A 12,444-nucleotide genomic window follows, 5' to 3' on the forward strand; every position below is an offset into this window, starting at 1 on the left:
ACTTATAAGTTAAATTGAAAAAAATATAACTTCTTATAAGTACGTAGGTATGAGTATTTTATCTCTTATTTGATCTTAAATTTTATGTCCAGGCAGGGCGGTGTATATTTGGCATAAAGTAGCGGCGGGCTCTGTGGTCCAGGTATAGCGCTGGCTGTAGTTTCCTTAGCTATAGCGTGTTCCATACCCGAACCAAGGTATAGCTCATACCGGCCGGACATGAAATTATACCTATGGCCGGTTGGCTTCTCTTAAAAATTTGGAGTGAAATGCTAAGAGGCCTTCATGCGCCTCACTCATCAAAAGGCCGTACCGCTTTGATGAAAATCTTTTGCCAGTAATCGGAGTAGAGGTTGTTCTCGATGACCCCCAGGCTGGTGGAGGCGTGTATGAATTTGACTTCGTTATCGTTATTCACTTCCGTTACCATACCTACGTGCGTGATCTCCCGGCTATATTTGTTAGCCCCAAAAAACACGAGATCCCCTTCTTTCAGTTCTCTCACCTTTACGGTTTTGCCAAAGCGGCTCTGTTCCTCTGATGTGCGGGGCAGGTTCACATTAATGCTCTGGAAAGAGGTGCAAAGCAGACCGGAGCAGTCCATGCCCACGCGCGTGGTGCCGCCCCACTTATAAGGAGTGCCGGTATAGGAGCGGGCCGTTTGTATAACAGTGGTCACATGCTCGTCGAGGCGACGCGGGTTGGGCACGTTGGTGCGGCTGGTGCGGTCTTTGGTGGCTACGTTGCCTTTTCCACCACTCCGGGCGGCTATTCTGGCTTGTTTGCGGGCCTGCCGCTTTTCCTCAGCGATCTCTCTGGCCGACTTATAGGTCTCGCCGCGCTTGCTGAAGGTAGGCTTTGCTGACTGACACGAAGCCATCAAGCCGATAAAGAAGATAAATAATAGGTAATTGGTAAATGATGTTCTCAAAGCGTAACTTGGTAATTAATGGCTAAAATATTGTCGGGCTTGCTAAATTAAGCATAAGCTATTTAATATAAAATGAATTTCAATAAGATAACCCCGGATCTGGTAGAAGCCTTCGCCTCCATTGTAGGGCGGGAGCACCTTGTACTGCCTGCTGACCAGGAAGGCATGGTGCGCTATACCCACGACGAAACGGAGGACCTGCGCTACCTGCCTGAAGTGGTGCTCAAACCTAAGAACGCAGAAGAAATCAGTCGTATTATGCAGCTGTGCCACGAAAATCGTATACCTGTCACGCCTCGTGGGGCCGGCACAGGGCTGAGTGGCGGGGCACTGGCGGTGCATGGCGGTGTAATATTATCCATGGAGCGTCTCAATGCCATATTATCCATCGACGAGCGCAACCTGCAGGCTACAGTGGAGCCGGGCGTTATTACGCAGGTATTCCAGGAAGCCGTGATCTCCCGTGGTCTCTTTTATCCGCCTGATCCTTCGAGCCGGGGCAGCTGCCAGCTGGGGGGTAACCTGAGCGAATCTTCCGGAGGACCCAGGGCGGTGAAGTACGGCGTCACCAAAGACTATGTGCTGAATCTGCAGGTCGTGCTGCCAACGGGTGAGATCACCTGGACAGGGGCCAACGTGCTCAAAAATGCTACAGGGTATAACCTGACGCAGCTGATGGTCGGGAGTGAGGGGACTCTGGGCATCATCACTAAAATCGTGTTCCGTCTTATACCTTACCCGACACAGAACCTGGTGCTCCTGGTGCCCTTCCGGAAAGAAGAGGAAGCTGCCGCTGCCGTATCTCGCATATTCACAGCAGGTATAGTACCCTCGGCACTGGAGTTCATGGAGCGTGAAGCCATCGAGTGGACGTGCCGTTACCTGGGCCTAGACGTGCCCATGGCAGCCGACGAACGCGCCCATCTGCTCATAGAGCTCGACGGCAACGACATGGACCTTCTGTACAAAGATGCGGAGCGGGTATATGAAGTGCTGGAGACATTTGACGTAGGGGATATTCTGGTAGCCGACACCGAAAAACAGAAAGAGGACCTCTGGCGCCTGCGCCGCAGCGTAGGCCATGCCGTGAAAAGCAATTCTGTTTACAAAGAAGAGGATACGGTAGTGCCCCGTGCTGAGCTGCCGGTGTTGCTTCGGGGAGTGAAGGAAATAGGGGAAAGGTATAAGTTTAAGTCGGTGTGCTACGGCCACGCCGGCGATGGTAACCTGCACATCAACATCGTAAAGGGCGACATGTCTGACGATGACTGGCAAAACAAATTGCCCGAAGGTATAAAGGAGATTTTCAGGCTGTGTGTTTCGCTGGGGGGCACCATATCAGGTGAGCACGGCATCGGCTTGGTGCAACGGCCTTACATAGGTATAGCGCTCAGTGAGGTACAACTCCGGCTCATGCAAGGTATAAAGCAACTCTTTGATCCGAAAGGCATTCTGAACCCGGGCAAGATATTTTAGAAAAGGAAAGCGGCAGTCATACGATGGCTGCCGCTTTTATAGGTATAAAACCAAGGTATACCCTGGCTTTCGGTAAATATCAGGCTTTGCGGTCATGGTCTGGCTTTTTGTTTGCCAAAGCCTTGTCTAACTGCCGAAGGGTATCCCAGGACTGCAGGAGGTTGCGCGGGGTTTCGTGCAGTTTGGGCTGCGACGCGTCCAGCTGCTGCGTGTTAGGGTGCTCAGGGGCAGTTTTCATGTTATGCAGCTCATTCTGGGCCTGGCTGTTCTGCTCGGAGGCCTGATGACTGCGAAACAAGGCTTCATTTAAGTTTTTATCGGGTTCCGTCATAATCGCTCGTTTTAGGTGTTGTGTAATGTCTTCTCCTTTTTCTTGTCTTCCTCTTTTATAAAATTACTAACGTACTGCGCCACCTCATCGGCATGTTCTTCCATTAGAAAATGTCCGCTATCCTCAAAGTGCAGCACATAGCACTCATGAAAAAATTTTTTCCAACGCTGCAATGCCTCAATCCTGACAAGTTTGTCACGTTCACCCCATAAAATGAGGGTGGGAATATCCTGTATCTTTTTGCGCTCTTTCCACAGTTCATCATACCACTTACTCACCCCCACCAACTCCCGGGCGCAGGCCAGTGAACTGACCGTGTCATCGGGGTCGCCCAGTGCGTGGGTGTATTGGGCTTTAAGTTTCTCCGGCATCTTGCTTTCCTGTCCGAACAGTTCGTGCACCAGCGCATCCGTGGTAAGATTAAGCTTGGAGTGCAAAAACTTGCCAAGTGGGCCGATCAGGTATTTGCTGGCCTTCGAAAGCTCCTGATGGTTAGACAGCGACCAGGTCCAGGTGTTGAGCATCACAATGCTGCGGACTTTTTCGGGGTATTTGATGGCATAGGCGAGGCCAATCGGCGCGCCAAAGTCGTGCACCAGCAGCGTGATGTTGGTCAGTCCCAGGTGTTCCATCAGTTGCTCAAAGTTGCGGGCATGGGCCCTTGGCTTGTAGCTCCAGTCTTTGGGTTTGTCTGATAGGCCGAAACCGATCAGGTCCAGCGCCACGCAGCGGTACTTCTTGCTCAGGAGCTTGATCAGGTTGCGGTATACGAACGACCAGGAAGGCGTGCCATGGATCATCACGATCGGGTGACCTTCCCCTTCATCGATATAATGCATCTTGCCGGCTTCTAATTCCAGGAACTTGGATTTGAAGGGATATTCATTGGTGTCCAGCCAGTCTGGTTTCATAGGTGACTCAGGGTGTTAGCTACCCTTATCTATACTTGAGACAGGAACTCAGGTTGTAGAGAAAAGTAAAAATGTGTCCTGCGTATTTAAATTACAGGAAATACGGCACCAGGGGTAGGTATAAAAAAGGTGCCATAGCAACACAGGCTGTCGGGCAGGGAAAAGGATAGTATTGATTTATTTTAATTTTTGGGGACATACCGCAACTCTTTTGTGGTGAACAAAGTAAGACAAGGCGCCGGTTCGCGGTATTTTGAAGGAAAGACACTGCCTTACGATCAGATCATCAGACAGTAGAAAGGCTATCACAGAGTAGCCAAATTCAAATCCTTCTTAAAAAATGTTTAATTTTGTCCTTTTAACAGCGCATGTTTCATGGGAAACATCCCTGTTTAACTATTTGCAATTTTATCGAAAAACGGGTATTCCCCGCGTAGATTGATGCTTTCTTAAATAACATTTTCCTCGCTTAAGGGGGCACAAGTGTTAGAAAAGCCAGTAAGAACATACTGGCAAGTTTGTCGAGACTGCATATTGATTATTTTAAAAAACTTTAAGTTTGTACTTCATTAATAACATTTACCTATGAGAATAGCTGTAGTTGGCACCGGTTACGTGGGCCTGGTGACGGGCACCTGCTTTGCCGAGGTGGGCATCGACGTGACCTGCATCGACATCGACTCCAAGAAGATAGACAACCTCAAGCAGGGCATCCTGCCCATCTACGAGCCCGGCCTGGAGGAGATGGTGCTGCGCAACTCCCAAAAGGAGCGCCTTTCCTTCTCCACTAACCTTGCCGAGAGCGTGCAGGGCTGCCAGGTGGCCTTCATCGCCGTGGGCACGCCTCCGGGCGAGGACGGCTCGGCCGACCTAAAGTACGTGCTGGCCGTGGCCCGCGAGATCGGCCGCTCCATGACCGACTACCTGGTGGTGGTGACCAAGAGCACCGTGCCGGTGGGCACAGCGGGCAAGGTACGCCGCGCCATCCGCGAGGAACTCGAGGCCCGTGGCGCCGACATCGCCTTCGACGTGGCCTCCAACCCCGAGTTTCTGAAGGAGGGTGCCGCCATCGACGACTTCCTCAAGCCCGACCGCATCGTGGTGGGCGTGGACTCAGAGCGCGCCGAGCAGGTGATGGGCAAGCTCTACAAGCCCTTTTTGATGAACGGCCACCCGCTCATCTTCATGGACATCCCCTCCGCGGAGATGACCAAGTACGCGGCCAACGCCATGCTGGCCACCAAGATCTCGTTCATGAACGACATCGCCAACCTGTGCGAGATCATGGGCGCCGACGTGAACATGGTGCGCAAGGGCATCGGCTCGGACGCCCGCATCGGCAACAAGTTCATCTACCCGGGCATCGGCTACGGCGGAAGCTGCTTCCCCAAGGACGTGAAGGCCTTGATCAAGACGGCCTCCGAGAATGGCTACTCCATGGAGGTGCTCAAGTCGGTGGAGACGGTGAACGAGCGCCAGAAGTCGGTGCTCTTCAACAAGGTGATGAACTACTTCTCGGGCGACCTTTCGGGCAAGACTTTCGCCGTGTGGGGCCTCTCCTTCAAACCAAAGACCGACGACATGCGCGAGGCCCCCTCGCTGGTGATCATCGAGAAACTGCTTGAGCAGGGCGCTAAGGTGAAGGCCTACGACCCGGTGGCCATGAAGGAGGCCAAGCATTCTCTGGGAGACCGCATCGAGTACGGCAAGGACGAGTACGAGACCCTGATCGACGCAGACGCCCTGCTGCTGGTGACCGAGTGGCCCGACTTCCGCTCCCCTAACTTCGCTGTGGTCAACAAGCTGATGAAGGAGAAAGTGGTGTTCGACGGCCGCAACATCTACGACGCGCGCGAGATGGAGGAGAAGGGTTTTACCTACTTCGGTATCGGCGTCAAGCAGGCCAGTGTTCCAAAGCAAACAAAGGAGACAGTATAGCATGGCCAGAAAAAGAGTATTGGTAACAGGCGGAGCCGGCTTTCTCGGTTCCCACCTGTGCGACAGATTCATAGCCGAGGGTTACCACGTGATCGCGATGGACAACCTGATCACCGGCAACCTCGAGAACATCGAGCACCTTTTTAAATTAGAGCAGTTCGAGTTCTACCACCACGACGTGTCCAAGTTCGTGCACGTGCCGGGCAAGCTGGACTATATCCTGCACTTTGCCTCGCCTGCCAGCCCGATCGATTATCTCAAGATTCCGATCCAGACGCTGAAGGTGGGTTCGCTGGGCACGCACAACCTGCTGGGCCTGGCCATGGCCAAGAAGGCCCGCATGCTGATCGCCTCTACTTCGGAGGTATACGGCGACCCACTTGTGCACCCGCAGAGCGAGGACTACTGGGCAACGTGAACCCGGTGGGGCCGCGTGGCTGCTACGACGAGGCCAAGCGCTTTCAGGAGGCCATGACCATGGCCTACCAGATGCACCACGGGCTGGAGACGCGCATTGTGCGCATCTTCAACACCTACGGCCCGCGCATGCGACTGGACGACGGCCGCGTGCTGCCTGCTTTCCTGGGCCAGGCCCTGCGCGGCGAGCCGCTGAGTATTTTCGGCGACGGCAGCCAGACACGTTCCTTCTGCTACGTGGACGACTTGGTGGAGGGTATTTACCGCCTGCTGCTGAGCGACTACCACATGCCGGTTAACATCGGTAACCCGTCTGAGATCACCATCAAACAGTTTGCCGAGGAGATCTGCAAGTTGACGGGTGTAGAGCTCAACATTGAGTACCAGCCGTTGCCAACTGACGACCCGCAGAAGCGCCAGCCGGACATCACCAAAGCCAGAGAAGTGCTGGGCTGGGAGCCGAAGGTAGACCGCGCCGAGGGGCTGCAAAGAACACTTGAGTACTTCAAGCAAAAAGTAAAGGTGCCTGCCGAGCGTATGGTAAACTAGACACCGCATAAATCATAAAACAAAAAGCCCTGACAGATTCGCTGTCAGGGCTTTTTGTTTTATAGTTAACTAAGGTATAGAAAGCTTAAATCTTCTTGTGCGCTTTCATAAAGTCCTTTGCCTCTTTGTTGGCAGCATGTTTTTTGTCGGTTGCTTCCAGCACAATACCATAGTAGTGCTTCGCCGTTTTCAGTTCACGCTCCTGTTTGGCAATGCGGGCGAGGTTCAGATAAGAGTTGACAAAATAGCCGGAATCACGCTCATTGCTCATTTCAGCGAATGTAATGGAGTTCTGGTAGTACGCTTTTGCCTTCTGTAAATCGCGGTACTTGTTCTGATTGATATAGGCCAGGATATAAGAGGCATAACGCCCGCTAACGGCCTCGTAGCCGGGCATGCGCCGGTCGAGTTTGCTTAGAATATCGAGGCACACCCGCTCCGCCATCGTAAAGTGGCCCTGTACAAAGAGCGCACGTGCGTAGAAACGCTGGAAATAGGCGTTGTTCGGATATTTCTCAACAAGTCCCTTCACCAGATCCAGGGCCGCTTCCATGTTGCCTTCTTCGTTGGCATATATCTTCATCAGGAAGAATTTTGCCTCCGTGCCGGTATAGAAGCCATTGTTGGCCACGTAGCGCAACTGCTTTATACCTAGCCGCTTATCGCCGCTCGGAAAGAAAGCCAGCACCGGGCGCAGCATTTTGTAGTTTTCATGAATCCAGATGGAGTAGTAGTTGAAGAGCGCCTCTCCAAACAGAAACTCCGGGCTCAGGCCGTTGCCGGCTTTGGCTTTCTCCAGGTATTCCAGCGACCGCTTACTGGCAACGGTTGCTTTGCGCCAGTTGCTGCGCTCGGAATGCAGGCGTCCGGCAAACCCGTTAGCGGCTGACAAAAAGAAGGCGGCCTCGTAGTCTTTGTTATTGGCATCGTAGAGCTTCTCCGCTTTCATGATGGTAGAGTCCATGTAGGCGAAAAACAGGTCATCGTACGCCAGGGTTTGGATATTGGTAGGCACGATCTTCCACCACTGGCTGAGGCCCATCAGGAAATAAGGTAGCGGATGATTGGGATAGCGGCGACGCAGGGATTTGAATTGTTTTTCGGCGAGCTCGTACTTGAAGTTGTACATGTTGTCCACGGCACCTTCCAGTTCGTACTGGATGTCTTTGTCCATAAGCAGCATGCCTTTGATATTGCCGGCCGCAGGAATCACCTCTACCGATTGTATTGTCACTTCTCTGATGGCCGTGTCAGACTGCTCCTTAGAACCCTGCCCTAAAGCGAAGTTAGTCAGGATGATACCGAGAAACGCAAGTACAATCTTCTTCATAGGTCAAAAGAAAAGTCCGGAGTGTCGTGCCAATAGCCCCTCATTTGGAGAACAGGTACTAAAAGTACAACAATTATATTAATTTTGAATTGATACAAAAGAAATATTGCATGAAACTCCTGAAACAACTCTGCAGCATACACGCACCGTCCGGCAACGAAAAAAAGCTATCCGATTTTCTGCTTAACTACATTGAGGAACAGAAAGTTCAGTGGAGGCAACAACCTGTGGTTATTCATGGAGAAGGTTTCCAGGATTGTATTTTGTTAATATTCGGGAAGCCAAGGACAGCGATTTTTGCGCACATGGACTCGATTGGATTCACCGTGCGCTATGGCAAACAGCTGGTAAAGATCGGCGGGCCTGACCTGGAAACCGGCTATGCGCTGGTAGGAGAGGACTCACAAGGGAAAATTGAGTGTACACTGGAGTTCGATGAAGAAGAGCGCGAGATCAGCTACAAGTACGAACGGGAAATAGAGCGGGGAACGGAGCTTGTCTTTAAGTGCGATTTCCGTGAAACCCAGGAAACAGTGCAGTCCTGCTACCTTGATAACCGACTGGGGGTGTGGAGCGCATTAAAAGTTGCTGAGACGTTGGAGAACGGCATCATTGTGTTTAGTGGTTGGGAAGAGCACGGCGGTGGCTCCGTGGCCTACCTGGCCAAGTATATCGCGGAGCGTTACGGCGTGCACCAGGCGCTTATTTCAGATATTACCTGGGTAACCGAGGGTGTGAAGCCGGGAGAGGGCGTCGCGATCTCGATGCGCGACAGCCTTATACCCCGCCGGTCTTATATTGAGAAGATCATAGGTATAGCCAAAGCCTCCGGTATACCCTATCAGTTGGAAGTAGAAGGTTCAGGCGGCAGCGATGCCAAGGAGTTGCAGCACGGACCCTATCCCTGGGACTGGTGCTTTGTCGGCGCCCCTGAAGACAATGTGCACACCCCGAACGAAATTGTGAACAAGAAAGATATTGAGAGTATGGTGGCGATGTACAGGGAGTTGATGGCGAAGTTGTAGGGGAATTTTAGAAAGGAAGTACAGGATCATGAATTCACAGAGAGGGGAACTCCAGGGCGAAAAGCTAAGTGAAATCCGGCAAGGTGGGGTTTACGCTATCTGCTGCAATGTGAAAGATTGCCCCTGTGAAGCTAAAACATCTCCATGTCCAAGAGGCTTCTTCTCGTTGTTTATTCAGGCTATCTATGGCATTGAACTCTCTAAACGCTATGGGATACCTTACTATGTGGATTTCGGTAACCATAAATACCTCTATACTGAGCCTTCCAGAAGTGAGCAAAACTTCTGGAACTATTACCTTGAACAAACCGGTGTGGAACCTGCCTACTTAAGCAAAGCAAGGTTTGTAAGAAATTCCCTACATGAGGTGTATCCATTTAGGGTATGGAGTAGACTTCATTTCTTGAAGATGCATCATACAGTAGTCCGTGAGTTAAAATTCATTGACTCACTAGAGAAACATTTTGAAGAAAAGAGGCACTTCTATGGAGCACATAAGGTTCTTGGTGTACAGATTAGACGTACTGATCATGGACAGGAGATTGAACAGGTAGGTCTGGATGTATTTATTAACATTATTGATCGAAAGCTGGGTAAATTCGACTATCTATTTGTAGCTACTGACGATAACAAAGTGATTGAATTGCTATCACAACGCTATACGGATAAATTGATTTGCAACAATGCCGTGAGGTCAGATAATGACGAAGCTGTACACTCAAACCTTAATATAGAAAACAGGTATGAACTGGGGCAAGAGGCTCTTATTGACTGTTACTGCTTGTCACTTTGCACTCACTCTATCTTAATCCAATCAAATATCTCTTACGCAGCATTGCTGTTTAATCCAAAGCTATCTTACACTTTGCTGGAGAAAGGTAGGTTCACGTTTAAGTTAAAACGACTTGCACGCTACTATTTAGATGAAATCATATTGAAAGTCAGCTACAGAAAATATCGGTAGCTTTTAAGTGCTAACGATATAATCAAGGAAGCCCCTGCAATAGTGGGCTTCCTTTTATTTTAAATAAAGACAGGCTGAGATGGTGCGAATAGGATAAGATAACAGTACCCGGCACAAATGACCTAACTATGAGCGGTATAACCTGCACATTAGGTCTAAGGCTTTGGAAGTAAATATTTGGAAAAGTCAAACCAATAGGCTTTCTTTAATAGCTCTATATAGCAATTTCAGAATCTCAACCCTTATTTACAAAACTAACTCTTATTGGATGGAACCTATTCTCTACGCAATTCCTGGATTTGGTCTGGCGGCCCTCATTTATACCTTTATAAGGTCGGCCTGGGTAACGAAGCAAGCAGCTGGTAACGAACGCATGACGGAGATCGCCCGCCACATTTCCGATGGCGCCATGGCTTTCCTGAAGGCGGAATACAAAGTGCTCTTCTACTTCGTAGTCATCGCCAGTATATTTCTTTTTTATCTGGGCTATTCCGGTGAGAAATCGCACTGGACGATTGTACTAGCCTTTATCATGGGTGCTCTTTTCTCAGCTGTTGCCGGCTTTATCGGCATGCGCATTGCCACTAAGGCCAATGTGCGCACGGCAGAGGCAGCCCGAACAAGTCTGTCACGCGCCCTTAGCGTGTCGTTTGCCGGTGGTTCGGTCATGGGTATGGGCGTGGCCGGTCTGGCTGTGCTGGGCCTGGGCTCGCTCTTTATCGTGCTCTACTACTTCTTTGTTTATAGTGTGGATGGCAGCGTGAATGGCCACGAAATGGAAGTGGCCCTTGAGGTGCTCACAGGTTTCTCGCTGGGTGCTGAAAGTATCGCCCTTTTTGCGCGCGTGGGCGGCGGTATCTATACCAAAGCGGCCGACGTTGGAGCTGACCTCGTGGGGAAGGTAGAAGCAGGTATACCGGAGGACGATCCGCGTAACCCGGCTACCATTGCCGACAACGTGGGCGACAACGTAGGTGACGTGGCCGGTATGGGAGCCGACCTTTTCGGCTCGTATGTGGCCACTATTCTGGCAACGATGGTGCTGGGCCGTGAAGTGGTTTCGGAAGATAATTTCGGTGGCATGGCCCCGATCATTCTGCCGATGTTCATTGCGGGTCTGGGCATTTTGTTCTCCCTGATCGGTATGTTGTTCATCCGGGTGAAAGAAGGTGGCGACGTGCAGGGGGCCCTCAACCTCGGTAACTGGATCTCTGTCGCCCTGACAGCCGTTGGCGCTTATTTCGCCATCCACTGGATGCTGCCTGAAAACATGAACCTGCGTAACTTCGAATTTACCTCAAATGGTGTGTTCATTGCCGTGATTGTGGGTCTGGTAGTAGGCACACTGATGAGTATCATCACGGAGTACTATACGGCGATGGGCAAAAAGCCGGTTAATTCGATTGTGCAGCAATCTTCTACAGGCCACGCCACCAACATCATTGCTGGTCTGGCGGTAGGTATGCACTCCACTGTGTTGCCTATTATCGTTTTAGCGGCTGGTATCGTGTTGTCTTATGCCTCTGCCGGACTTTACGGTGTGGCGATTGCGGCAGCCGGTATGATGGCTACGACCGCCATGCAGCTGGCCATTGATGCGTTCGGGCCTATTGCTGACAACGCTGGTGGCATTGCCGAGATGAGTGAACTTCCAAAAGAGGTGCGCGGCCGTACCGATATTCTGGATGCTGTGGGCAACACCACTGCTGCTACCGGTAAAGGCTTCGCGATCGCGTCTGCCGCCCTTACCTCGCTGGCCCTTTTTGCCGCCTTCGTAGGTATAGCCGGTATCGATTCCATTGACCTTTACAAGGCGCCCGTGCTGGCTGGCCTGTTTATCGGTGCCATGATTCCGTTCATCTTCTCAGCGCTTTGTATCGCGGCGGTAGGTCGTGCGGCCATGGCCATGGTACATGAAGTGCGCCGTCAGTTCCGCGAAATTCCGGGTATTATGGAAGGTACTGGTCAGCCAGAGTACGAGAAATGCGTGGCTATCTCCACAAAAGCGGCTATCCGCGAAATGATGTTGCCTGGCGCTATTGCCCTGACCGTGCCGGTTTTGGTAGGCTTTGGTTTTAGAGACGTGTTTGCAGATACCCCTTCAGCCGAAATCCTGGGTGGTTTACTGGCCGGCGTAACCGTATCGGGTGTGCTGATGGCAATGTTCCAGTCCAACGCCGGTGGCGCCTGGGACAATGCCAAGAAGTCGTTTGAGAAAGGTGTGGAGATCAACGGCAAGATGGAGTACAAAGGCTCTGACGCTCACAAGGCTTCCGTAACGGGCGACACCGTGGGTGACCCGTTCAAAGACACTTCCGGTCCTTCCATGAACATCCTGATCAAGCTGATGTCGATCGTATCGCTGGTAATCGCACCGCACATTGCCACAGAGCGTACCCCGGCTATACCTGAAGAACCGAATCTGAACATGGAGATACAGCAGGAGGCCCCGTCTACCGGACAGATCATCAACTCTGAAAACACGGTTGTAGTGGCTGGTCTGACTGCCAGATAACTAACACAATATTGCTAAGTATAAATAAGCCCATCCTTTCGGTTGGGCTTATTTTTT

The 12,444-nt window shown here is 51.3% G+C and carries 9 protein-coding genes and 1 pseudogene; 6 read left to right on the top strand and 4 right to left on the bottom strand.

Translation table 11 applies throughout. The annotated features are described in order from the left end of the window. Nucleotides 1–292: 292 nt before the first annotated feature. On the bottom strand, nucleotides 293–931 hold the full coding sequence (locus Q4E40_RS07635) for a C40 family peptidase (RefSeq protein ID WP_303411178.1): 639 nt from the start codon (nucleotides 929–931) through the stop codon (nucleotides 293–295). Nucleotides 932–1,003: 72 nt separating this feature from the next. On the opposite strand from Q4E40_RS07635, the gene Q4E40_RS07640 reads away from it, so the two are divergent. Next, nucleotides 1,004–2,407, top strand: coding sequence for an FAD-binding oxidoreductase (locus tag Q4E40_RS07640; protein ID WP_303411180.1), 1,404 nt, complete (start codon nucleotides 1,004–1,006; stop codon nucleotides 2,405–2,407). Nucleotides 2,408–2,486: 79 nt separating this feature from the next. Here the strand turns inward: Q4E40_RS07640 and Q4E40_RS07645 are convergent, their stop codons facing one another. After that, complete coding sequence (locus tag Q4E40_RS07645; protein ID WP_303411181.1) at nucleotides 2,487–2,738, bottom strand: hypothetical protein; 252 nt, start codon at nucleotides 2,736–2,738, stop codon at nucleotides 2,487–2,489. An 11-nt stretch (nucleotides 2,739–2,749) separates the two neighbouring features. Next, the gene (locus tag Q4E40_RS07650) at nucleotides 2,750–3,649 is read right to left on the bottom strand and encodes an alpha/beta fold hydrolase (RefSeq protein ID WP_303411182.1); all 900 of its coding nucleotides are present in this window, start codon (nucleotides 3,647–3,649) and stop codon (nucleotides 2,750–2,752) included. 585 nt (nucleotides 3,650–4,234) lie between these two features. Here Q4E40_RS07650 and Q4E40_RS07655 point away from each other — a divergent pair. Beyond that, on the top strand, nucleotides 4,235–5,587 hold the full coding sequence (locus Q4E40_RS07655) for a UDP-glucose dehydrogenase family protein (RefSeq protein ID WP_303411183.1): 1,353 nt from the start codon (nucleotides 4,235–4,237) through the stop codon (nucleotides 5,585–5,587). Nucleotide 5,588: 1 nt separating this feature from the next. After that, nucleotides 5,589–6,553: pseudogene (locus Q4E40_RS07660) on the top strand (UDP-glucuronic acid decarboxylase family protein). Nucleotides 6,554–6,638: 85 nt separating this feature from the next. On the opposite strand, the gene Q4E40_RS07665 reads toward Q4E40_RS07660, so the two are convergent. Continuing rightward, nucleotides 6,639–7,883 (bottom strand): tetratricopeptide repeat protein, encoded by a 1,245-nt coding sequence (locus Q4E40_RS07665; protein ID WP_303411185.1) that lies wholly within the window; start codon nucleotides 7,881–7,883, stop codon nucleotides 6,639–6,641. Nucleotides 7,884–7,993: 110 nt separating this feature from the next. Here Q4E40_RS07665 and Q4E40_RS07670 point away from each other — a divergent pair, with 110 nt between their 5' ends. The 3 genes from Q4E40_RS07670 to Q4E40_RS07680 all read left to right on the top strand — a co-directional run bounded on the left by Q4E40_RS07670 (nucleotide 7,994) and on the right by Q4E40_RS07680 (nucleotide 12,387). Continuing rightward, complete coding sequence (locus tag Q4E40_RS07670) at nucleotides 7,994–8,908, top strand: M20/M25/M40 family metallo-hydrolase (RefSeq protein ID WP_303411187.1); 915 nt, start codon at nucleotides 7,994–7,996, stop codon at nucleotides 8,906–8,908. 28 nt (nucleotides 8,909–8,936) lie between these two features. Continuing rightward, nucleotides 8,937–9,872, top strand: a complete 936-nt coding sequence (locus Q4E40_RS07675) for an O-fucosyltransferase family protein (RefSeq protein ID WP_303411189.1) — start codon at nucleotides 8,937–8,939, stop codon at nucleotides 9,870–9,872. A gap of 268 nt (nucleotides 9,873–10,140) precedes the next feature. Next, complete coding sequence (locus Q4E40_RS07680) at nucleotides 10,141–12,387, top strand: sodium-translocating pyrophosphatase (RefSeq protein ID WP_303411191.1); 2,247 nt, start codon at nucleotides 10,141–10,143, stop codon at nucleotides 12,385–12,387. The last annotated feature ends 57 nt before the right edge of the window (nucleotides 12,388–12,444 follow it).

It is taken from the genome of Pontibacter coccineus (assembly GCF_030546575.1).
In the GTDB taxonomy this organism is placed as follows: Bacteria; Bacteroidota; Bacteroidia; order Cytophagales; family Hymenobacteraceae; genus Pontibacter; species Pontibacter coccineus.

Coding starts and splice junctions, on each gene's coding strand:
- Q4E40_RS07645 (WP_303411181.1), bottom strand. CDS start 2,738: ATGACGGAACCCGATAAAAACTTAAATGAAGCCTTGTTTCGCAGTCAT.
- Q4E40_RS07650 (WP_303411182.1), bottom strand. CDS start 3,649: ATGAAACCAGACTGGCTGGACACCAATGAATATCCCTTCAAATCCAAG.
- Q4E40_RS07675 (WP_303411189.1), top strand. CDS start 8,937: ATGAATTCACAGAGAGGGGAACTCCAGGGCGAAAAGCTAAGTGAAATC.
- Q4E40_RS07665 (WP_303411185.1), bottom strand. CDS start 7,883: ATGAAGAAGATTGTACTTGCGTTTCTCGGTATCATCCTGACTAACTTC.
- Q4E40_RS07640 (WP_303411180.1), top strand. CDS start 1,004: ATGAATTTCAATAAGATAACCCCGGATCTGGTAGAAGCCTTCGCCTCC.
- Q4E40_RS07655 (WP_303411183.1), top strand. CDS start 4,235: ATGAGAATAGCTGTAGTTGGCACCGGTTACGTGGGCCTGGTGACGGGC.
- Q4E40_RS07670 (WP_303411187.1), top strand. CDS start 7,994: ATGAAACTCCTGAAACAACTCTGCAGCATACACGCACCGTCCGGCAAC.
- Q4E40_RS07680 (WP_303411191.1), top strand. CDS start 10,141: ATGGAACCTATTCTCTACGCAATTCCTGGATTTGGTCTGGCGGCCCTC.